This is a genomic window from Rhizobium sp. CF122, from assembly GCF_000282035.1.
Classification (GTDB): domain Bacteria; phylum Pseudomonadota; class Alphaproteobacteria; order Rhizobiales; family Rhizobiaceae; genus Rhizobium.
Genome location: NZ_AKKA01000072.1, coordinates 165,933 through 185,567, shown reverse-complemented (window position 1 = coordinate 185,567; position 19,635 = coordinate 165,933). Strand labels below are relative to the sequence as shown.

At 57.1% G+C, this 19,635-nt stretch carries 21 protein-coding genes and 2 pseudogenes; 9 read left to right on the top strand and 14 right to left on the bottom strand.

The genetic code is table 11. The annotated features are described in order from the left end of the window. Positions 1 to 124: 124 nt before the first annotated feature. Together PMI09_RS16005 and PMI09_RS16000 are read right to left on the bottom strand one after the other, a co-directional pair. Positions 125 to 850, bottom strand: a complete 726-nt coding sequence (locus PMI09_RS16005; RefSeq protein WP_244423777.1) for a carboxymuconolactone decarboxylase family protein — start codon at positions 848 to 850, stop codon at positions 125 to 127. A 207-nt stretch (positions 851 to 1,057) separates the two neighbouring features. Then, positions 1,058 to 1,831, bottom strand: coding sequence for a fumarylacetoacetate hydrolase family protein (locus tag PMI09_RS16000; RefSeq protein ID WP_007796115.1), 774 nt, complete (start codon positions 1,829 to 1,831; stop codon positions 1,058 to 1,060). A 600-nt stretch (positions 1,832 to 2,431) separates the two neighbouring features. Between PMI09_RS16000 and PMI09_RS15995 the strand changes: the two genes are divergently transcribed. The 3 genes from PMI09_RS15995 (at position 2,432) to PMI09_RS15985 (ending at position 5,076) form a co-directional block, all read left to right on the top strand. Beyond that, on the top strand, positions 2,432 to 2,908 hold the full coding sequence (locus tag PMI09_RS15995; protein WP_007796112.1) for a GlcG/HbpS family heme-binding protein: 477 nt from the start codon (positions 2,432 to 2,434) through the stop codon (positions 2,906 to 2,908). A 46-nt stretch (positions 2,909 to 2,954) separates the two neighbouring features. Then, the gene (locus PMI09_RS15990) at positions 2,955 to 3,737 is read left to right on the top strand and encodes a hypothetical protein (RefSeq protein WP_007796109.1); all 783 of its coding nucleotides are present in this window, start codon (positions 2,955 to 2,957) and stop codon (positions 3,735 to 3,737) included. A gap of 145 nt (positions 3,738 to 3,882) precedes the next feature. Then, positions 3,883 to 5,076, top strand: coding sequence for an MFS transporter (locus PMI09_RS15985; protein WP_007796107.1), 1,194 nt, complete (start codon positions 3,883 to 3,885; stop codon positions 5,074 to 5,076). Here the strand turns inward: PMI09_RS15985 and PMI09_RS15980 are convergent. The 3 genes from PMI09_RS15980 to PMI09_RS15965 all read right to left on the bottom strand — a co-directional run bounded on the left by PMI09_RS15980 (position 5,065) and on the right by PMI09_RS15965 (position 7,239). After that, positions 5,065 to 5,970 (bottom strand): LysR family transcriptional regulator, encoded by a 906-nt coding sequence (locus PMI09_RS15980; RefSeq protein ID WP_244423776.1) that lies wholly within the window; start codon positions 5,968 to 5,970, stop codon positions 5,065 to 5,067. The two genes, PMI09_RS15985 and PMI09_RS15980, sit on opposite strands and share 12 nt — an antisense overlap. 324 nt (positions 5,971 to 6,294) lie before the next feature. After that, positions 6,295 to 6,576 carry a DUF3861 domain-containing protein gene (locus PMI09_RS15970; protein ID WP_007796102.1) on the bottom strand — a complete coding sequence of 94 codons (282 nt, stop codon included), beginning with the start codon at positions 6,574 to 6,576 and terminating at the stop codon, positions 6,295 to 6,297. A 51-nt stretch (positions 6,577 to 6,627) separates the two neighbouring features. Then, on the bottom strand, positions 6,628 to 7,239 hold the full coding sequence (locus PMI09_RS15965) for an NADPH-dependent FMN reductase (RefSeq protein WP_244423775.1): 612 nt from the start codon (positions 7,237 to 7,239) through the stop codon (positions 6,628 to 6,630). Between the two features lie 57 nt (positions 7,240 to 7,296). On the opposite strand from PMI09_RS15965, the gene PMI09_RS15960 reads away from it, so the two are divergent. Beyond that, entirely contained in the window at positions 7,297 to 7,794 is a 498-nt protein-coding gene (locus tag PMI09_RS15960) for a PadR family transcriptional regulator (RefSeq protein WP_007796097.1), read from the top strand. A gap of 472 nt (positions 7,795 to 8,266) precedes the next feature. Here the strand turns inward: PMI09_RS15960 and PMI09_RS15955 are convergent, their stop codons facing one another. Then, complete coding sequence (locus PMI09_RS15955) at positions 8,267 to 9,310, bottom strand: Kelch repeat-containing protein (protein WP_007796091.1); 1,044 nt, start codon at positions 9,308 to 9,310, stop codon at positions 8,267 to 8,269. 213 nt (positions 9,311 to 9,523) lie between these two features. Here PMI09_RS15955 and PMI09_RS15950 point away from each other — a divergent pair, with 213 nt between their 5' ends. From PMI09_RS15950 to PMI09_RS30470, 4 genes and pseudogenes are all read left to right on the top strand, one after another. After that, a complete protein-coding gene (locus PMI09_RS15950; protein ID WP_007796088.1) occupies positions 9,524 to 10,261 on the top strand; it encodes a dienelactone hydrolase family protein in 738 nt (245 codons plus the stop codon). A 235-nt stretch (positions 10,262 to 10,496) separates the two neighbouring features. Continuing rightward, positions 10,497 to 10,973 carry an MBL fold metallo-hydrolase gene (locus PMI09_RS32660; RefSeq protein WP_007796085.1) on the top strand — a complete coding sequence of 159 codons (477 nt, stop codon included), beginning with the start codon at positions 10,497 to 10,499 and terminating at the stop codon, positions 10,971 to 10,973. Beyond that, on the top strand, positions 10,970 to 11,344 hold the full coding sequence (locus tag PMI09_RS32655; RefSeq protein ID WP_007796082.1) for a hypothetical protein: 375 nt from the start codon (positions 10,970 to 10,972) through the stop codon (positions 11,342 to 11,344). The genes PMI09_RS32660 and PMI09_RS32655 overlap by 4 nt, the downstream gene beginning before the upstream one ends. A 171-nt stretch (positions 11,345 to 11,515) precedes the next feature. Further along, positions 11,516 to 11,695, top strand: a pseudogene (locus PMI09_RS30470) (transposase); the annotation flags it as partial. 5 nt (positions 11,696 to 11,700) lie between these two features. Here the strand turns inward: PMI09_RS30470 and PMI09_RS30465 are convergent. Then, positions 11,701 to 11,892: pseudogene (locus tag PMI09_RS30465) on the bottom strand (IS21 family transposase); the annotation flags it as partial. 238 nt (positions 11,893 to 12,130) lie between these two features. Continuing rightward, positions 12,131 to 12,322 carry a hypothetical protein gene (locus tag PMI09_RS32835; protein WP_081499084.1) on the bottom strand — a complete coding sequence of 64 codons (192 nt, stop codon included), beginning with the start codon at positions 12,320 to 12,322 and terminating at the stop codon, positions 12,131 to 12,133. A gap of 217 nt (positions 12,323 to 12,539) precedes the next feature. On the opposite strand from PMI09_RS32835, the gene PMI09_RS15940 reads away from it, so the two are divergent. Then, the gene (locus tag PMI09_RS15940; protein WP_007796079.1) at positions 12,540 to 12,851 is read left to right on the top strand and encodes a hypothetical protein; all 312 of its coding nucleotides are present in this window, start codon (positions 12,540 to 12,542) and stop codon (positions 12,849 to 12,851) included. 37 nt (positions 12,852 to 12,888) lie between these two features. Here the strand turns inward: PMI09_RS15940 and PMI09_RS15935 are convergent, their stop codons facing one another. From PMI09_RS15935 to PMI09_RS15910, 6 genes are all read right to left on the bottom strand, one after another. Then, positions 12,889 to 13,227 (bottom strand): DUF2147 domain-containing protein, encoded by a 339-nt coding sequence (locus PMI09_RS15935; RefSeq protein ID WP_007796076.1) that lies wholly within the window; start codon positions 13,225 to 13,227, stop codon positions 12,889 to 12,891. Positions 13,228 to 13,402: 175 nt separating this feature from the next. After that, positions 13,403 to 15,406: an aldo/keto reductase gene (locus PMI09_RS15930; protein WP_007796073.1), complete on the bottom strand. Its 2,004-nt coding sequence runs from the start codon at positions 15,404 to 15,406 to the stop codon at positions 13,403 to 13,405. A 45-nt stretch (positions 15,407 to 15,451) separates the two neighbouring features. After that, the gene (locus PMI09_RS15925) at positions 15,452 to 16,537 is read right to left on the bottom strand and encodes an ABC transporter ATP-binding protein (RefSeq protein ID WP_007796070.1); all 1,086 of its coding nucleotides are present in this window, start codon (positions 16,535 to 16,537) and stop codon (positions 15,452 to 15,454) included. A gap of 14 nt (positions 16,538 to 16,551) precedes the next feature. Continuing rightward, positions 16,552 to 17,388, bottom strand: a complete 837-nt coding sequence (locus PMI09_RS15920; protein ID WP_007796066.1) for a carbohydrate ABC transporter permease — start codon at positions 17,386 to 17,388, stop codon at positions 16,552 to 16,554. Next, positions 17,385 to 18,245: a carbohydrate ABC transporter permease gene (locus tag PMI09_RS15915; RefSeq protein WP_007796063.1), complete on the bottom strand. Its 861-nt coding sequence runs from the start codon at positions 18,243 to 18,245 to the stop codon at positions 17,385 to 17,387. Before PMI09_RS15915 ends, PMI09_RS15920 begins: the two co-directional genes overlap by 4 nt. A 76-nt stretch (positions 18,246 to 18,321) precedes the next feature. Further along, on the bottom strand, positions 18,322 to 19,599 hold the full coding sequence (locus PMI09_RS15910; protein WP_007796060.1) for an ABC transporter substrate-binding protein: 1,278 nt from the start codon (positions 19,597 to 19,599) through the stop codon (positions 18,322 to 18,324). Positions 19,600 to 19,635 lie beyond the last annotated feature (36 nt).

Here is a 19,635-nt window from a genome sequence, read left to right as displayed (position 1 = left end):
CTGGGGCGACACCTCTTTTCTCCGCCTACCTTCGGTTCGCCACCATGATTCCGATAGTTGGACGCAATCAACTCGAAATAATGGGGCAGACACAAGGGCCAGGCTAAAGGCGACGATCGTGATATCACGCGCTCTTTTTGTATGAGTCCTCAAGATCGACTTTCAATGCGCCCATCAGACGTACGCCGGAATTGTACCAGGCGACGTTGATCGCCAATTCGACCAATTGTTTCTCGGAAAGGAATTTGGCGATACCGCTCCATACCTCGTCGGAGACGTTGACATTGAGGGTCGAGTCTTTGGCGAAAGCCATGACCGCCTTTTCTTCTTCGCTGAAGAGGTCGGACGTCTCGAACTCAGGAATAGCTTTTAGCTGATCCTCAGTGAGCCCAGCCTTCAGGCCGTGCGAATGGTGGTGGACAATCTCGTACTCCGAGTTGGTGCAGTAACCCACCGTGAGGATGGCCATCTCTCTCAGCTTCGGGCTGAGGTCAGCAGCTCGAACAGCATTGGCATAGGTCAGGAAGTCATTCAAAATCGCTGGCGCGTTTGCGAGCGCAAGGAAAATGTTTCCTGTTGGCACCTTTCGTTCCTTCTGCAGGCGCTCATTAAGCGCCGCTTGCGTTTCTGCCAGTTCCGCAGTCGGAACATATCTAACTCGTGCCATTTCTCCACCCTCAGGTTGTCGTCCGCAAATTCCCATCGTTCGAGTGCCCCAGCTCAGACGGTGGCGAAAACTCGAATATGTGCTAACGTTGGCATTGATATCATCCAAAACCGGAAGGTCAACTGAATTTTTATCCCCGCACAAATGCAAATCGAGGCCTCCGGGATAGCAGTTTCCGGGCAAAAATTTTTCCGAACCCACTGCACTAAGATGGCGCTGAGGGCTGCACAGCTTCTCTCCAGGCGTCTGTCTCCTCGCTCAAACCGTTAGTTTCAGGAGCACCCCTCGTGTCGCCATGTGTGAAATAATGCGCCTCAACAATCTTTAGACGCGTTACTGACAAGCGACTTGAGCGCCGAAAACATGACGCTAACGCCGGCTGCGCGAACCTCAATGCGCGGCAGCGACAACCGGATTCTTCAAGATGCCGATGCCCGGAATTTCAACTTCGAGGTCGTCGCCCGGAGTGATCGAGCCCACACCAGCTGGAGTGCCGGTCATGATCACATCACCTGGCAAAAGCGTCATGAAGCGACTGAGATATGCAACGATATCAGCTACGGAGTGGACGAGATCACGCGTATTCCCCGACTGTTTGACGGTCCCGTTTTGGCGAAGGATGACGTCGAGATTTGTCGGATCGAGGTCGGTCACGATTGCCGGGCCCATTGGCGCAAACGTGTCGTAGCCCTTCCCCGCAAGCAGGCAGCCGAATTTGCTTTCCTGACGCTGGATAATGCGATCGCTAATGTCGTTGCCGCATGTGTAGCCGAGGACATGGTCGAGTGCCGCCGATTTGCCGATGTGGCGACCACCCTTGCCAATGATCGCGACCAACTCAGCTTCATAGTGAACGATTTCACCGTCTGACGGGTACTCGATCGCATCGCCATTGCCGCTCGCTGCTGTGCTGGGCTTCATGAACAAAACTGGCAGCGTAGGCTGCTCCTTGCCGGATTCGTTTGTGTGCTCTCGGTAATTATATGCCACCCCAAAAATGCGGGGACGCTCGACTGGGCACAGCAGGCGAACATTGGACAGGTGATCTACCTCTCCGGTCCGGCGTATCGCGTTGAAGGGATCGCCTGCGATACGTTCAATGTCGCCACCGCTCTCGATCCCGTAGTGAATTCCATCGACGCACTGGTATCGCACTATTTTCATTTCAATCTCCATTTTGTTGCTAACGTTAGCGCAAACGGGCCGATCTCGTCAACGTAGTCTAGGGCTATGTGGTCATCGGCAATTTTGATGGTGACCGCTCGCCAAATCACTCACGCGCTTCAGCATCAACGATATGACGCGCACGCTGATACAGTTCGTCGAACGCGATGATTTCCGGCCTCAACAGGTTTCGTCTATAGAGCTCGAAACTGCGAAACTTGCGCACGCATGCCGCGCTCGGCTTGCACTCAGACAGCCTTCCAGCAATCACCTAGGACCGTGGCTCGGTGGTGAAACGCACTTCTCCGGTTGGGTCGCCGTCTCTAGCCGGTTCGCATCTGTTTGCTCCACGCATTCAAACCGGTGTGCCCGGGTAAGCGCCCGCTCTATCCTTTCGATCGCACGCGCCGTTTCTTAGGCGGGACCTAATAGTCCATTTCACTCTTCGACATTCAGAACGGCCAGCCTCAGGGGTAATTCTGTGTTCAAGACCAGCGGGTAAAGGGACCCAGACTTCCCATCCTGCTCGGCCCTCCAAGAACCGGATCGAACGCTCGTAGAACGCGGGCCGATCAATGCGAAGAACGAAGGGACACACCCATGTCGATTTCCAAATGGACTGTCGCTGCTGCGATTGGCCTTCTTTCCATGTCGTCCCTGGCGCATGCCGAGGATGAGCTGAAGTACGGCACAGACATCTCTGTCGACACTGCGAAAGTCATCGCCGCCGCTGCGGTCAAAGAATGTGCCGCTCACAAATGGCCGATGGCCATCGCCGTGACCGATACGCACGGCGCTCTCGTCTACTACGAAAAGATGGACGATACCGAACTCGGCAGCGCACAGGCCGCTCAGGAAAAAGCTGCGGCAGCCGCGCTCTACAAGCGTCCGACCCGCGCCTTTTATGATGTTACGGCAAAGGCCGGTCCGTTCATGCTGACGATGCCCGGCGTACTCGCCGCGCCTGGCGCTTGGCCAGTGGTCAAGGACGGCAAGATCATTGGCGCTCTGGCAGCGAGCGGTGGCACGGGCGACCAGGACGACGTCTGCGCAAAGGCTGGCCTCGCCGCGACGTAAATCGCGGGAGCAGCGAAGATCTGTTTTCATTCAGAGGAAAATTATCATGTTCAAGTATCATCACTTGGATGCGGCGTTGCTGATCGCGGCTCTGGCAGCCCCGATAGTGACAATGCTGCCAATGCCCCTGCCCGCACAAGCCACAGAAACGTTCAGCGGAAGTAACACCGACGTTCGTACGATCCTCGCCTATAAGGCGTCGGATACCGCACTTCGAAAATTTGTTCCCGAAGGCTGGGAACTCAGCACCTTTAAAGAGGGGGCCTCAGCAGGCGCAAATCTACAAGTCGAGTTCGTCGACCAACTTTTCGCCGTCGGAACCGATGGCAAGGTGGGTGCACCCTACCGGTACGTGCTCTTCGGCTTCCCGGTCCATCAGAAGGGCAGCGATCAAGATGTGCTCATGCTTTTCGACGGCCTCTCCCGTGGTGGCGCTGGCCCCTATGGAATTGCTGAACAGGCAACGGACAATGTTTATCGCTCCGTCCAGTACAGCGCTGCCCCAACCGTGGTGAAAGAGGCGTGGACCTTCGAAGGCGGTGGTGAGATGGTTTCACTGGAGACCGAATTCGAACGTGGTCCGCTGCACACCGAGAAGGCTGACAGCCACGTCTATTCGCAGCTGAAGCCGAGCTTCTCTCGCATCTACCGCTACAACGAAGCAGCCGACGTGGTTCAGGCAGCGGGCTCAAAGAGTGATCGTCTTCATTCCTACACCTTCAAGGCAACCGGCAGCAAACTCGCCGCGGTCTTCGATGGATCGGAAAACCTAATCTCGGTCACGTCACTTCCCGTTTACTCCCGAGACATTTTCGTCCCTACGTCATGACGAAAATGCTGGCGGTCCTACCCTCGTACGTCAGTTTGGCTTCCCTAAAACACTGACCGCGACCGCCTTAAGAGCCGCAGGCCCGACAATACCCCCATGTCCGGCCTGCGGCCAACCTGTCTCCAACCATGGACGAGAAGGCACGATGACCCACCATCGTCAAAAATTTCGAACGCTTGCGGCAGAAGCGGCAATGATCCTTGGCGGCTTCATCTTCGGGACATCAGAATTTGCGGCAATGGGTCTCCTTCCCGAAATGGCCAAGGCAAACGGTGTGGCCATCGATGTCGCTGGAGCGTCTGTCACATCCTATGCCCTGGGAGTGGTCTTCGGCGCTCCCCTGATCGCAATCGTTTCGGCCCGGACGCCGAGACACTTATCTATCCTGATACTCCTCGCCATTGGCGCTGTCGGGAACATCCTGACTTCCCTGACTGGAAACTTCCCCATGCTCATCGTTGCTCGGTTCGTTTCCGGACTGCCGCACGGGGCGTATTTTGGCATCGCTGCGCTGATCGCAGCCGCAATGGCTGGGCACGGCAGACGGGCACAGGCTGTCGCTCGCGTCATGATGGGACTGAGTGTCGCCAACCTCCTTGGATCGCCTATTGCCACTTTCATTGGCGAAGGCACAAACTGGCGAATTCCCTATTTCCTTATCGGAGCGGTTGCCCTCGTAGCGGCCTTGGGATGTCACTTAACGGTACCAAAGATGCCTGCTGCGGAGGGTTCGGGCGCAGCCAAGGAAATGGGTGCTCTGGCAAGGCCACAGGTTTGGTTAACCTTTGCGATCGGCTCCCTTGGCCTGTCTGGTCTTTTCGCAGTCTACACGTACCTCGTGCCGACGTTGATCTCGGTGACTGGGATTGGTGAGCAGAAGGCGCCGCTGTTTCTCGTCATCATCGGCTGCGGCATGGTTGTCGGCAATTTCTTCGGAGGTTGGTTGGCAGATAAGGGCGTAATGCGAGCGATTGGCCTTCTGCTGGCCCTAAATGTCATCGCTTTTGCCTTGTTTCTGGTCAGCGTTCACAGCGCCGTTTTGATTGCCGGTGCTGCGTTCCTCGCAGGATTTTCTGCTCTTGCCCTCGTGGCCCCGTTACAGGCGCGACTGATGGATGTGGCCGGACACGCTCAGAGCTTGGGTGCGATGCTTAATGGCTGCGCGATCAACGTTGCCAATGCAGTTGGAGCGTCGCTTGGCGGAGCGCTCATCACGACCAAATTTGGGCCTGCATCGACAGGTGTCGTGGGTGTCGGTCTCGGTATCGCGGCGTTAGTTGTGTTTTCGGTCTCGCTCAAGATTGAGCGGCATCATCACAAACGCCTGTCATTGGGCTGATAACCACTCGGGACCCGGCTTGTTCTCCCGCATAAACTTGATGAAAGCACTGAGGGTGGCAGGCATCTGCCGCTTGCTTGGGTAAAACAGGTAAATACCCGATACCCAGAAGCTCCAACCGTCGAGAACCTGGACAAGTTCGCCAGAGGCTAGCGCATCCTTCACCAGCACCTTCGGGACCAGACCGATCCCACCTCCGCCGCGAATGGCTGAGGCTAGGACGCGAAGGTCGTTTGCCACGAAATGCATACCGATCGCCGGTTCAGCTTTCTCGTTGCCATTTGTCAGTACCCAAGGACGAACAACTCCGTCCCAGGAGGACCGCAAGCGGATGCACCAATGTTGGCTCAGATCGGACGGCGTGGAAGGAGCCTCGCGATTTCGGAGGTAGTCGGGCGATGCCATCAAAACCTCTTCGAACGCATCGACCAATCGAACGGCGACCATGTCCTTTTCAATGCGTTCTCCAACCTGAATCCCCGCGTCGATCCGGTTTTCAACGAGATCGACGTGAAGATCGTCAACCAGCATTTCAACCTCGATATCCGGATGGGTAGACAAGAACTGGCCGATCAGTGGCGCTGCAAGCAGTGTCGCAGCAGTTCGCGAACCAATGATCCGAAGGCGTCCACCGGTCTCACTGCGGAACCGGTTTAGGCCGTCCAGCGCCACATCAAGGCTTTCGAGCAGCGGCTCCAATGATTTCAGGAACTCGTCTCCCGCATCTGTCAGCGAGACGCTCCGGGTGGTCCGTGTAAGAAGGCGGACGCCGAGCTTCTCTTCAAGGCCGCGTAGAGTTTGACTAAAAGTCGGGACCGAGACGCCCACATTCGCGGCAGCCCGCGTGAAGTTGAGCTGGCGCGCTACTTCTACGAAAGCCACCAGCTCGCGCATTTCAGGTCTATGCAAACAGCAGCCCCCTGTTCTTCGTTGGTCAAGACACATTGCCCGAGAGCCTGAGCAATGTGATCCCGCTCGCGTTCACGGCCGATGGCCATGGGAGAAGCTCAGCGCTTGTGACGCAAGATGCTCTTCATGCGCTCTTCGATTTCGTCGGATGTTCGATGCGGATACCGCTGATGCAAGGATTCTGCGATCCTTCTCAGTTCAGAAGGGTCGCGGCTATTCAGTTTCCCATCAACGCCTACGATGGCGTGTACGGCGATCAACAGATCCTGGTCGGTCGTCATCGAAAGCTTTCTGAGAAGGCATAGAGCGCTACTGAGGTTGGTAGCGCTTCAACTGTAGCATGAATTCTTTGACGTGCGGGAAGAAGTCTGCAAACAGCGGCTTGGCGCGATGACGCAACAGCACCTCAGCGAATAACTTGAGCCCGACCGTCAGCTCGGCCGCCTCTTCAGGTGGAACCACTGTCTTTTCCTGAACTAGTTTCAGGATATGCATCAGGTTATCATGATTGGTCACTTCGAAGACCAGAGGCTCCTTGGTGTCGACTTCATCGCCGATCTCTTCCACCGCGACCCTGTACTTGTGGGGCATCACGAACTTCCTTGTAGGCCGCCGCAGTAGCGCGACGGCATCACGAGTTGATCAATTCTCCGGACCCATGCGGTCAATCCAACGGGCAAAATGATCCACCCAGTTCTCCAGGAAGCTCCGCGTGGACTCGTTGACGATGTTTAGGTCAGCATCGAACAAATCCTCCTTCCAAGAGAGGTAAACTTCGGGCTGCCCCATCGTGACGACGTGAATGGAAGCCAGGACTGTTCGCAACTGGCTTTGGCCGACAGCCGACCCGATTGCGCCGGGCGACGTGCCAACCACGGCGCCAGGCTTGTTCGAGAAAACATTCTTCCCATACGGGCGCGTGCCCCAGTCGATGGCGTTTTTGAGAACTGGTGTGAAGGAGCGATTGTATTCGGGAGACGCAAAGAGCACGCCATCGGCTTCGGAGATACGCTGCTTAAGCTCCACGATGGATTCCGGTACATTCTCCCAGAGGTCATCGTTGTAAAGCGGGACGTTGCTGAGATCGATGATATCAAACTGAAGGCGATCCTTGGCTAGGTGACCAAGAACCCTCGCGAATTTTTTGTTGATGGACTCGCGACGCAGCGAGCCAACTATGACTGCAACTTTCTTCATCTTCGCTCTCACGCTTGAATGAGCCGCATTGACAATCGAGCGCGGCGTTGGCGTCATGTATAGAATGTGATAGATCAATGTCAAGATATATCTTAGAGATGGCTTAGAGCAAACATGATGAAGAATGGTATCTATGCTGAAGTCCCCGCTGGACGTCGAATGCTCGACGGCGACGAGTTGGGATATCTTTTATTGCTGTTAATTGAAGGCGAAGTGCCGCGCCACGGGTATGACCTGATCAAAGAGATCAAAACGCGTTCAGGGGGAAATTACGCGCCCAGTTCGGGGATCGTTTATCCAAAGCTCGCCACGATGATGGATCAAAAGCTCCTATCGTCGCCGGGGCCCAGCGATCAGAAACGTGCGTATGTGCTGAACGCGGAGGGAAAACGCTACCTCGATGAGCATCGCGCGGAGGCTCAGGGTGTGCTGGCAAGGATTGAGGCGTTGCGTTTTCGTGGCACTGATGTGTCGGCCGGTCCTGTGGGACGCGCTATGCAAGGGTTGAAGACTGCCCTGGGGCAAAAGTTGGCGGGAGACCCTACCCGTGAACTTCAGTTGGATGTTGCGGATATTATTGACGAAGCGGTCCGGAAGATCGAGCGACTTTGACGACAGTCGCGAGAGCCTAAGCCACCAGCAAGCTAACGAGTTTGCAACTGATTGCTGCCGGACAGGGCATGGTCGGCGCAGGTGTCAATGACGCCAGCACACCGATCACGCCCTTCAAACTCCCGCCGCGCATGTCAACACAGAACTCAGTTACATGCGCTCTGCCTTGAGATAGCGTCGGCGTTGTTGATTCTTTGCCATCAGGTCACCGATGACAGCGTTGCACCACCCGAATTTCAGCTTTTCCTTCACCTTGCCCGTTCAAGGTGAACTGGGAACTGCCAAACTTCTTCGCAGGACGAGATGCTGGTCGTTGAGCTCAAAAGCCGGATCCTGGATATTGCAGGCTTTCCGCTTAGTATCGATCCCGATGACGATATCGTTTCCAAAGTAAAGGACCTGATGAATGTAGGCGCAAAGGGGCGGTAACTTGAGAGTATGTATAGCTCGGCCACACCCACGCCGCCGGACGCTATTTTGCGACGGCGAAGACTTCGTGAGTATCCATTTGCGCGTTGATCCCCGGCATCCCGTCTGACTGGAACGATCCACCGGCCACATGGAACTCGTTGCCGATGAAGCCAGCCACAAATCCGTGTCGAGCGATCTGCATATGTGGCAGAGTTTGCCAAGTGTCTGTTGCCGGGTCGTAAGATTCAAATGCCCAGAACGTGTGCTTGCCTTCCGGGTCCTGATACTCGCCGCCCGTCACGTAGATTTTCCCGTTATAGGCCGCACCGGAAACGCCGCCCCGGCGGGTGGGAGAGCGGGACTTGAACGTCCAGCTGTCGGTCTTGGGATTATAGGCCTCCACAAGATCGGTGACATCACTCTTGGTGACGAAGGGCAGCCCTACCCGGCCGTCAATGGCATATATTTCACCGTTTACTGCGGCCGCCAAGAAGTGGTTGCGTTCAACCTGCATCGGTGCACACTCGCGCCAGGTGTTCGTAGCGGGGTCGTACTCTTCCGCGGTCGTGCCAACAATGTTCGGGACGCCTGCCCAAAGGGGCTCCTTCATCTCACGACCATGGTCGTGTGTGTGTGCTCCACCGAGCACATAGATCTTGCCGTTCAATGCAACTGCTTGTGCAGAGCCACGAGCCGTCGGCATTGGCGCTAGTTTTGCCCATGTGTCATTCTTCGGATCGTAGGAAAATGCATCCGCGATTGGCTGCCATTGTCTCGCTCCAGGGGTGCCAACGAAGCCGCCGAAAACGTAAATCTTGCCGTCCAGGCCGACGGTTGCGGTATGGTGCGCGGGCATCGGCATGTCTTTGACTTGCGACCAGCTATCGGCCTTTGCATCATAAACGACGACGGAACCGACGGGTGCAGTCAGAGGGACGTTAATCCCGCCAATGATGTACCACCTGTCACCAGTAACGGCGCTTGAATTTTCGCTCTGAGCGACCGGCATAGGCTTTGCCATCCTCCATGCGCCATCTTCGGCACGAACAGAGGAAAAGGACGACGCCACAACGATCAGCGTCGCCAAAATCCATGAGGCCTTCATAGGATTCACTCCTGGTTTGTTAAGGCAAGCTTGCTCAAATCTCAGAGACGAAGCTTGTTGCCGCCTTGGAGAAAGCCTTGGATCGCCGCCAAAGAGAATGACGACCTTCGAAATAGCCTGTTCAGCTCCATCAAAGAAAATTTCACAAAGACGTGTCTTGATGTGACTGAGACATATCTTCATAAATTAACACATCGAATTGGAGACGCGCCTTTGAAACGCGACATTACGATCACCACGCAGGACGGTGCCGCACCCGCATGGCTCTATTCCCCGCATGGCAGCCAGAAGATTAAAGGCGGCATCCTGTTTTTCATGGATGCAATGGGACCGCGCCCATCTATGGATGTCATGGCACAATTGCTTGCCGAGGACGGCTATCTCGTACTGCTCCCGGACCTGTTCTATCGATTTGGGGAATACGGTCCATTTTCCGGTTCATCTTTTGCACATGAAACCTCTCGCAATAACTTGATCAAAATGATCACTAAGACGACCCAGGAGATGACCGCGAGAGATGCCGAAGCCTTCCTCGCGGTGTTCGACAAGGAGAAGGTTGCCGGTCCTTATGGTGTCGTTGGCTACTGCATGGGTGGCAGCCGCGCTTTGACCGTCGCAGCTCGCTACCCTGAACAGATTGCAGCCGCTGCAAGCTTCCACGGCGGCAACCTGGCAAGCGACGCTCCGAACAGTCCCCACCTGTTAGCGGCCGACATTAAAGCACGCGTCTACATCGGAATGGCTGGCGAGGATCAGAGCTTCCCGCCCGAGCAATCGACGCGCTTTACGGACGCGTTCCGCCAGGCTGGTGCCGATTTCGCTATCGAGAATTACGTCGGAATGGCCCACGGATGGACAGTTCCAGATCGAGATGGTGTCTATGACGAGAGAGGTGCCAAACGCCACTGGTCGCGCCTCTTGCAGCTCTTCAACGAGCGCATCGGCCAGTAAGGAACTGGACGGGGCAGAATAGTAGCCCCGTCACCCTTCACCGTGACAAGGCAGCAATCTGGATGTGATCATTCATCCGGCAAGGAGGACTATGCTCGGAAATCATTTGACTACTCGGCGCAAACTTCTCGGAGCGGCGACAATCGGTCTCGCATCCCCCTACCTGCTTTCTTCGAACCTCGTAGCTCCCGATGCTTAGGCCAAGGACTCAGTTAGCCAGCGCGAGAGCTATCGCGTGAGCAAGATTCAGTTGGGCGCGATGAAAATTGTAATCGTCAGCGACGGCGACACGATCCAGAACCGTCCATGGGCGACGTTTGGAACGGATCGCCCGCCCGAAGAAGTGAAGACGCTCTTACAGCAGAATTTTCTACCTACCGAACAGTTCGTCCTTAGCTACGCGCCGATCATCATCGATACCGGAACGGAGGTCATCCTTGTCGATACCGGATTCGGTGAAGACGGCCGGTCGAACGGCGCAGGCAAAATGCTGGGAGCTCTGCAGGCAGCTGGTTACTCGCCAGATCAGATTACAATGGTCTTCTTGACCCACCTTCACCGGGATCACATTGGCGGACTCCGCGAGGCGGGTGCAGAAACATTCGCCAAAGCCAGATATGCTGTTAATGCGACTGAGTATGATTTCTGGGTTTCCGATGCACGAGGGGCACAGCTGCAGACGGCAACCATTTTCAGGTGTTGGAGTGCGTGAAGCCCGTCGCTCCGAAGACGAGGTTCGTCTCCGACCAGCAGACCATCGCTCCTGGCATCACGGCAGTATCAGCACCTGGTCATTCGCCCGGACAGATGATCTTGTTTGTCGAGTCCGAGGGACGCCGCCTCGTGATCTCTGCTGACACGGTCGTGCACTACGCACTCGGTTTCCAGCGGCCCAACTGGGAGGTCCGTTTCGACGTGGACAAGACCGCAGCCGCTGGCACCCGCAAGAAGATTTTGGATATGCTCGCGACGGATCGGGTGCCCTTCATCGGCTACCACATGGCCCACCCGTCGCTGGGCTTCCTGGAAACGAGCACCGATGGCTACCGATTTATTCCAGCTAGCTATCAATTCGACCTCTAGAAGCTGTCGAGACGTGCCGCATCAGTCGCGTCTCGGTGGCAAATTAGAACACCAGACGTTCGTTGTCGTACACAGCTAGGTGCAGGTCGCGCCAGGCGATGACTTTCTGAGGAAACAACAGCACCTATCTAGTGAGCGGTGCATCAGATTGTGTATCTCCCTGACTTCCATCACGACCAAGGGGTTTCGAAGTCCGGCAATCCGAGGCTCCGAACGACGTTGATCCAGACGGCTTGGTTTTGGGTGCGTCATCAACCGCACGCGGCGCTCACCTTGTGGTTTAGAGATCGAGTTAAGAAGAATGGTGGCCGTCTCAAGAAGACGACGGTTGTCGCGCTCGCCCGCAAGCTGCTTAATGGTGCAGATCCGCCCTCTCGAAGATATCGGCGAACCGTATTCCGCGCCCATCCAAATTTCTTGGATAAACGTTTGGCACCCCAACCAAGCTCGTGCAGCCGCAACATCGCCACCACCTCATCAGCCTGAAGCATATCCCCGCCCTGCATCGTTCGCGACAATGCAGGATGCCCTGAAATCTCGATCGTCATCTATCACTCCTCGTCTTGATACGAGGGGGCAGTTCTTCGCTTCGTTAGGGGGGGTCAGTTTTTCATTTCGCCCGACATTTCCATTGAAACTTTCCCCACAACAATTTTTCTCCCCCGGGCTGAAGTGAGCCATCGTCGACGACGTGTGTTGTCGTGGCGTTGCGGTAGGGCTTCAAATACTCGAGGTTCTCGACGGCTTGCAGTCGAACAAGCCTGGGCGAAGCACCGCGCCCAACGCTTAGTAGCTACAGGGACGATCATTACCAAATCCACCGCTGCACGCTGGCCGCAATGCAACGTCTGCGTTGTGAGCGCCATACCCAACCGACCCCGTTGTTCGAGGAGCGTCTGAGCTTGTCGAACACGCTGTTGCGACGCCCGCGATTGCAACGACCATCCCGAGGCACATCATCTTGCGAAGCGTTTTCATTTCATCCTCACGACATAGTTTGCCACCAACTGGACAGAAACTAGGTCCCGGTGAGACTGGGAAAACAGCGTGTGCCATCAATACTTCGTCATCGATGGCTGCCAATGGCAACCTTCTGCCACCAGACTAACGTTAGCAGTCGCAAAACCTTCCGGTCACCAGTTTGGCACGAGGAATGCATGGCATTTTTCAGGGGTTCCTTTGTTAGGAGGGAAAAATGACGGCCTTGGTTACCGATATCGTCAGCGCCACTGGACAACTCGAAGCAGCCATTCTCGATGTCACGGCTGCAGATCCCAGCATCATCGTTAGCTCCAAGTCAATGAAAGCAAAGGCAAAATTTCTTCCGCAGGTATTGGTGGAGCAATACCCGGAGCTGTCGTGGATCGAACGCGAGCTGCGCGGTGTATTCGAAGCCTGCTCGGACGCCATTGACCGCAAATCGATCAGTCCGGTGGTCGCAAAAGCGGCAATCTCCATCGCCGAGGAATACCGACAGGTTATCGACGGGCTGAAGCGCCGGAACTAGCAGCGCACAAAGCAGCCGGCATAGTTCCACTCGCCTGTTACAACCGCGTCCAGATCAGCGAGACGCAGATCACCTTCATCGTGCAGCCGCGCATGTGCACCGTGTCGCCACTGAGTGTGAGCACTCCCGTGAAAGTCTTTTTGCTCTCCGGCTCAACGATGGTTCCGGTGAAGTTACCGTTACTGCCCTGGAACGAGCCGATGCGCTTGCCCGCATTGTTGCCCGTCTTCATCGTGATGCAGTAGCCCTGCGCGCATTCATCGATGGCCGCAGTGGTGCCGACTTGAGTCTTCCAGGTGCCGACGACAGGCTCTTGAGCCAAAACACTGAAGGCCACGAGCGTCATCGACGCCGTGGTCAATACCAGCCGTTTCATCGTTTTCGCTCCCCTATTGACAGTCAGGGTGAGGCCGCTGGTCCGACCTAAAGCTCTCAACTATACGCCCCGAAGGTGTCCTGCTCCAGCGTCCAGTGGTCCTTTGTGCAGGAGGGAAGTGAAGCCACACGCCCGGGACTGGCGCCCCCAGCCCCGGGCGATCGTTGCTATCGCGTCACGCTTCCAGCCACTTCACCTGTTCCGGTGTCAGCTTGATGTCGAGCGCCGAGAGGCTGTCTTCCAACTCGGCGATGGTGCGCGGTCCGATCAGCGGAATGACCGGGAACGGCTGGGCGATTACATAGGCGAGCGCGATGTGGATCGGGCTGCGTCCGAGCTTGTTTGCGAGCTCGATTGCCCGGTCCCGGCGCTCGAAATTGCGATCCGAATACCAGCAACGGACAATTTCCTCATCGTCGCGCTTGTCGCGTCCGGCGCGCTCCGTAAAGAAGCCGCGTCCCTGGCTCGACCATGCAAAGTTCGGGATCTGCTTGGCATTCAGCCATTTCTTCCAGTCGTCATCGGAAGCCGCCACGCATCCAGCCCAGATCGGATCGAGCATCTCGGCAAGCGAGAAGTTGTTGGAAAGGGCAGCCGGCGCCATCTTGCCATTCTTGGCGGCGTAGGCTGCGGCTTCGTCCACGCGCTCGCGCGTCCAGTTCGATCCGCCGAAGATGCCACGAATTCGACCGCGCTTGACCTCTGCGTCCATGGCATCGACGAACTCGCCAACCGGAATATCGGTATTGTCTCGATGCATGAAGTAGATATCGACATAGTCGGTCTTCAGACGGTTCAGCGACTGGTCGAGCTGCTTGGCGATGACATCGGGATAGCAGAGCGGGGAATGGACGCCCTTGCCGATCAGTACGATCTCCTCGCGCGGCACCTTACGGCTGGTTTGCCAGTCGCCAAAGATGCTCTCGGTCTTGCCCCCACCATAGACGAAGGCCGTGTCGAAGACATTGCCGCCCGCCTCGTAGAATGCGTCGAGGGTCAGAGACGCCGCAGCAAAGTTCGGGAAGAATTCGAAGCCGAGCGTGACGACCGAAGCCGGCTTCGAAATGCCGGGAATCTGGCGCTGCGGGATGCTGTTTCCGCGCCGAACCGCACCACCTGCGATGTTCGCGGTTCGCTTGTCTGCCTTCTCGACGCCGTATTCCAGACCAATCGAGGCACGCCATTGATCAAGAACACGCAGGTTTCCGACCGAGTCGGCCCAGCTCATGCCGGGTGCGCGGAATTCCTTTTCGTCGGCGCGGATCGCATCGCCGGCTGCATCGACCTCAAAGGAATAGAGCCAGCGGTCTTCCTTGACCTCGATCGTCTGCTGCTCGTTGCCCTTGAAGATCTCGATCCTGCCAGTGCCGCCCTTGTGGCCGGAGGCAAACCAGAAATCCTTGACCTCGATGCGCCCTTCCGAACCGATGATGCGCAGCGTATTGTCTTGCTGCGCCATGATCGAGCAGGACACTTCGGCGATGACGCCGTTTTGAAATTTCAAAACGGCGGACGCCCACTCATCCACCCCCGATTGACCGAGGTGACCGACGCCTGAGACCCTTTCCGGCTCGAGGAACGGCTTGCCTTCGACAGTTCCTGCGATCAACCGTGCCATGGAGACCGGATAGCCTCCGACATCGAGGATACCGCCGCCGGCCGTCTCGTTGGCAAAAAGCCGATGCTCGGGCTTGAACGAGCCCATGTTGAAACCGAAGCTCGAGCGGATGATGCGCACGCTGCCGATGACACCGCCTTTGATCAGTTCGACGATCTTGGCCGTTTGCGGGTGAACGCGATACATGAAGGCCTCGCCTGCAAAGACGCCGGCCTTCTTGGCTTCGTGATAGATCGCATCGGCGTCGAACGCGGAAAGTGCAATCGGCTTTTCGACAAGAACGTGCTTGCCGGCGCGGATAGCCTTGATTGCCCATTCGGCATGACCGGTATGTGGGGTTGCGATATAGATCGCGTCGATTTCTGCGTCCGCCAGCAGCGCATCATACCCATTGACGATGCGGGCGCCGGGGAAGTTCTCGCCGAGTCCGGGCTTTTGCGGGTTGCGGGTGGCAATGGCGACGAGTTTTCCTGTGCGCGAATGCGCGATGCCGTCCGCAAAGGTGCGGGCGATCGTGCCCGGGCCGATAATGCCCCAACGGATCGGTTGGTCTGTGCTCATAGGGAATTCCTCTTCATTGCATAAATCTTGGGATGAGGTTTACAGTCAGCGCAGGCGGTTGCCGTCGCCATCGAACAGAAAGATGCGATGGGCGCTCAGGCCGACGGTCAGTGTGTCGCGATTGCCGGCAGCGCGCGATTCCGGGCGCTCGATAATGAGCGGCTCGCCGCCTGCCGTGGTCGCATAGATGTAGCTTGTGTTGCCAAGATGCTCGGCGACGTCGATCGTCACGGTGAGATCTGCCTCACCCTGCCCGGCGTCGACAAAATGCTCCGGCCGGATGCCGAGCGTCACCTGTGTGCCGGGCATGACCGAGCTGCTCACGGGCATGTTCAGGCGGACATTCCTGTCACCCGCAAGCGCAATCGTCGCGGTTGCACCGTCCTTTTCGATGATCTCTGCTTCGAGGAAGTTCATCTTCGGCGAACCGACGAAGCCGGCGACGAACTGGTTGGCGGGATCATCGTAGAGGTCGAGCGGCGCACCGACCTGCTCGATATTGCCTGCACGGAGGACGACGATCTTGTCGGCGAGCGTCATCGCCTCCGTTTGGTCATGCGTGACATAGATCATTGTCGTGCCAAGCTGCTTGTGAAGGCGGGAGATCTCGACACGCATCTGCACGCGCAATTCCGCATCGAGGTTCGACAACGGCTCGTCGAAGAGGAAAACCTGTGGTTCGCGCACGATGGCGCGGCCAATCGCAACGCGCTGGCGCTGGCCGCCTGATAGTTGCTTCGGGCGGCGATGCATCAGCTCATTGATCTGCAGAATGTTGGCTGCATGCTTGACGCGCTTTTCCGTGTCCTGTTTCGGGTTGCCGTTCATGCGCAGACCGAAGCTCAGGTTCTCCTCGACCGTCATGTGCGGGTAGAGAGCGTAGGACTGGAAGACCATGGCGATGCCGCGATCGGCCGGCTCGACATCGTTGACGACCGTGCCGCCAATGTTGATCTCGCCGCCCGAGATGTCCTCAAGACCGGCGATCATGCGAAGCAGTGTCGACTTGCCGCAACCGGAGGGGCCGACGAAGACGACAAACTCGCCGTCCTTTACCTCAAGATTGGCGCCATGGATGATTGCCAGCGCGCCGAAGCGCTTGACGACATTTTTCAACGAAAGTTCAGACATCAGGCGTTTTCCGATTATTTGACTGCGCCGGCCGCGATGCCGGCGATGAAGTGGCGCTGCAGGAGCACGAAGACGACAAGGATCGGCGCCGTCAGCATTATTGCTCCCGCCATGATCCCTCCCCACGATACCTTGGTCAGACCAATCAGCGTGCCAAGCGCCACCGGTGCCGTCATCATCCCCGGCTTGGAGTTGATGAGCAGCGGCCAGAGGTAATTGTTCCAGGAGTGCAGGAAGAGGATGATGGCAAGCGCCGCCATCGTCGGCCTTGCGAGGGGCAGTGCGATCCGAAGGAAGATCTGCCATTCCTTGACGCCTTCGACACGCGCGGCATCGAAGAGTTCCCCAGGCATCATCGAGAAGGCCTGACGCATGAACAGCACTCCGAGCGAGTTGAAGAGCGGTGGGACAATCAGCGCAATCCAGGTATTAGCCAGCCTGAATTCGCGGGCCACCATGATGAACTGCGGAATGACAACGACGGCAAAGGGCAGCGTGATCGTCCCGAGAATGATGCCAATGACGATCGACCGCCCGACGAAGCGATAGCGGGCCAGCGCCCAGCCGGCCATCGAGGTCAGAAGCACCGACAGGAACGTGTAGATCACCGCAACGCCGATGGAGATGAACATGGCGCGTATGAAGTCGGTATCGGCCTGCAGGTTCTTGAAATTCTCGACGAAGTTGGTCGACGGCCAGAGCACGATCTCGGGGCTGAATATGCCGAAGTCCGACATCGTCGAGAAGACGAACATCATCCAGAGCGGAAACAGCCAGATTATGGCCAGCGGCGTCAGGACGGCGTGGAGGGCGATCTGCCGGAGCAGCAGCGATTGAGACTTCGATCTCATTTGGGCTCCCTTCCGATCCAGAGGTTGAAGAGTGAGATCGCGACCGCCAGCGCCGCCATCGTGTAGGCGACAGCCGAGGCATAGCCGAAATTGAGCGAGCGGAAGCCCTCGCGATAAAGGAGAAGGCCAAGCGTTTCCGTTCCACCTCCCGGACCGCCGCGATTGGTGATGAGGAATGGTTCGGTAAAGAGCTGCATGGTGCCGATGACCGACAGGATGACGCAAAACAGGATGATCGGCTTCAAGAGCGGCAGCGTGATGTGGAAGAACTGCTGTGTCTTGCTGACGCGATCGAGCGTTGCCGCCTCGTAGACGTCGTCAGGAATGGATTGCAGGCCGGCGAGAATGATGATCGCGTTATATCCCGCCCAGCGCCAGGTCACCGCAATGATGATCAGGGTCATGGCAGCGTTGGCATTGTCGAACCAGGAAACGGCTGGAAGACCGACCAAGGTGATGATCTTGTTGACGATCCCGAAATCGAAACTGAACATCAGGCGGAAGACCGCAGAATAGGCCACCTCGCCAACGACGACGGGCGCGAAAAAGGCGAAGCGGAACAGCGGCCGCGCCTTTAAAAGCGGCGAGTTCAACAGCACCGCCATTACGGTGGCGAGCATGATCATGACCGGGACCTGGATGACCAGGATGATCAGCGTGTTGTAGAGCGCGTTATAAAAGGCCGGATCGCCGATGAGACGACCCCAGTTAATGGAAAGACTGAATTTCCATGGATTGACGCGGGTATTCTGAAACGAGGTCAGAAACGAACTGATGATCGGCCAGATCCAGAAGGTGGCAAAGATCAAGAGGTAGGGCGCAAGAAAGGCGTAAGCGTTTCGGTTGCGGATCGGCATTGTATTCTCCTCACAGACGAGACGAGCCACCCCTCAGGATGGAGGCCGGGCGCGTTGCCACGCCCGGCACCGTTACTCATTTCGCAATGGGAAGACCTGTCGCCGTGGCGATCTGGTTTGCGGCGTCATCGAGCGCGGCCTTCGCGTCGGGGTAGCCGCCGGCGAAGTACTTCGTCTGCGCTGCCCTGTAGATCGAGTCGGCGTCCGTCTGGAAAGCCGTGCCGCGGCTCGGAACGATCTTCGGGAGGGTCGACAGGATATCGACCCAGACCTTCTGCCCGCCCCAGAAAGGTTGCGGCTCGTTGACGAACGGGTCCTGAACGGCGGTCAAAAGCGACGGAACGAGACCGAAGGACTTCAGCATCGTCACCTGGCCCTCATTGGTGCCAAGAGCGTAGTTGATGTAGGTCCAGGCGGCTTCCTTGTTCTGCGAGTTGGCAGCGATTGCGAGCGACGAACCACCAAGGTTTGCCGCATGCGGGCCATCGGCCGTCAGGCTTGGCATCGTGTAGACGCCCCACTTGCCGGAAAGATCGGGGGAGCCGGACCTGATCGTGCCTTCGTACCAGCCGCCATACATCTGGCTGGCCGCCTTTCCTGCCGTATTGGCCTGGATCTTCTCATCCCAGATGGCTGCCGTCAGCGTGCCGGCGTCCTTCATCTGCTTGACCTTTTCGAGCGTCGCAACGCAGGCCGGCTGATTGATGGTAATCGTCTGGCCATCCGTCGAGAAGTAGCCGCAGCCCTGCTCGTTGGAAATCATGCGGAACCATTCGCTGTCGCCGTTGAAGTCAGCTTGCGCCATGACGACGCCCGGATTGGCTGCGGAGATCTTCTTGCCGGCTGCAATGAAATCGTCCCAGGTCTTGATGGTCGACGGATCAACGCCTGCCTTTTCATAGAAGTCGCGGCGATAAAAGACAGCGACCGGGCCCGAATCCCAGGGCATGGCGTAGGCAACATCCCCGACTTCTAGCTCGGTGCGCTTGAAGTCTGGGAACTTTGCCTGAATTTCTGGGGTGTAGCCCAGCTCTTTCAGGTTGGCGAAGCAGTCGGGAAAGCGGCTCCAGAAGATTTCCGCTTCGAAATTCTCGACGCTGACGATGTCCGGCAGTCCTTCGCCGCCGGCAGCGCAGGCAGCCAGCATCTTGTCGAACACCTGCTGGTTGCCGAGGTCCTCGACCGTGACCTTGATGTCCGGATGCTGCTTGTTGAAGCCCTCGAGCGTGGACTTCAGCGCCGATGCGGCGATATTCCAGCTCCAGATGGTGAGATTGCCCGACTGCTGCGCGAACGCAGAACCGGAAGCAAGCAGCGCGACAACAGCGGTCGCACCGATAAGTTTGAAGCGCATTGAAAATCCTCCCTTTTCAATTGCCGTCCCTTAGTG

Bases quoted from the DNA above. Each gene is read 5' to 3' on its own strand.
- PMI09_RS16000 (WP_007796115.1), bottom strand. From the start codon at position 1,831: ATGAAAATAGTGCGATACCAGTGCGTCGATGGAATTCACTACGGGATC.
- PMI09_RS15995 (WP_007796112.1), top strand. From the start codon at position 2,432: ATGTCGATTTCCAAATGGACTGTCGCTGCTGCGATTGGCCTTCTTTCC.
- PMI09_RS15990 (WP_007796109.1), top strand. From the start codon at position 2,955: ATGTTCAAGTATCATCACTTGGATGCGGCGTTGCTGATCGCGGCTCTG.
- PMI09_RS15985 (WP_007796107.1), top strand. From the start codon at position 3,883: ATGACCCACCATCGTCAAAAATTTCGAACGCTTGCGGCAGAAGCGGCA.
- PMI09_RS15980 (WP_244423776.1), bottom strand. From the start codon at position 5,970: ATGCGCGAGCTGGTGGCTTTCGTAGAAGTAGCGCGCCAGCTCAACTTC.
- PMI09_RS15970 (WP_007796102.1), bottom strand. From the start codon at position 6,576: ATGCCCCACAAGTACAGGGTCGCGGTGGAAGAGATCGGCGATGAAGTC.
- PMI09_RS15965 (WP_244423775.1), bottom strand. From the start codon at position 7,239: ATGACGCCAACGCCGCGCTCGATTGTCAATGCGGCTCATTCAAGCGTG.
- PMI09_RS15960 (WP_007796097.1), top strand. From the start codon at position 7,297: ATGATGAAGAATGGTATCTATGCTGAAGTCCCCGCTGGACGTCGAATG.
- PMI09_RS15955 (WP_007796091.1), bottom strand. From the start codon at position 9,310: ATGAAGGCCTCATGGATTTTGGCGACGCTGATCGTTGTGGCGTCGTCC.
- PMI09_RS32835 (WP_081499084.1), bottom strand. From the start codon at position 12,322: ATGAAAACGCTTCGCAAGATGATGTGCCTCGGGATGGTCGTTGCAATC.
- PMI09_RS15940 (WP_007796079.1), top strand. From the start codon at position 12,540: ATGACGGCCTTGGTTACCGATATCGTCAGCGCCACTGGACAACTCGAA.
- PMI09_RS15935 (WP_007796076.1), bottom strand. From the start codon at position 13,227: ATGAAACGGCTGGTATTGACCACGGCGTCGATGACGCTCGTGGCCTTC.
- PMI09_RS15930 (WP_007796073.1), bottom strand. From the start codon at position 15,406: ATGAGCACAGACCAACCGATCCGTTGGGGCATTATCGGCCCGGGCACG.
- PMI09_RS15925 (WP_007796070.1), bottom strand. From the start codon at position 16,537: ATGTCTGAACTTTCGTTGAAAAATGTCGTCAAGCGCTTCGGCGCGCTG.
- PMI09_RS15920 (WP_007796066.1), bottom strand. From the start codon at position 17,388: ATGAGATCGAAGTCTCAATCGCTGCTGCTCCGGCAGATCGCCCTCCAC.
- PMI09_RS15915 (WP_007796063.1), bottom strand. From the start codon at position 18,245: ATGCCGATCCGCAACCGAAACGCTTACGCCTTTCTTGCGCCCTACCTC.
- PMI09_RS15910 (WP_007796060.1), bottom strand. From the start codon at position 19,599: ATGCGCTTCAAACTTATCGGTGCGACCGCTGTTGTCGCGCTGCTTGCT.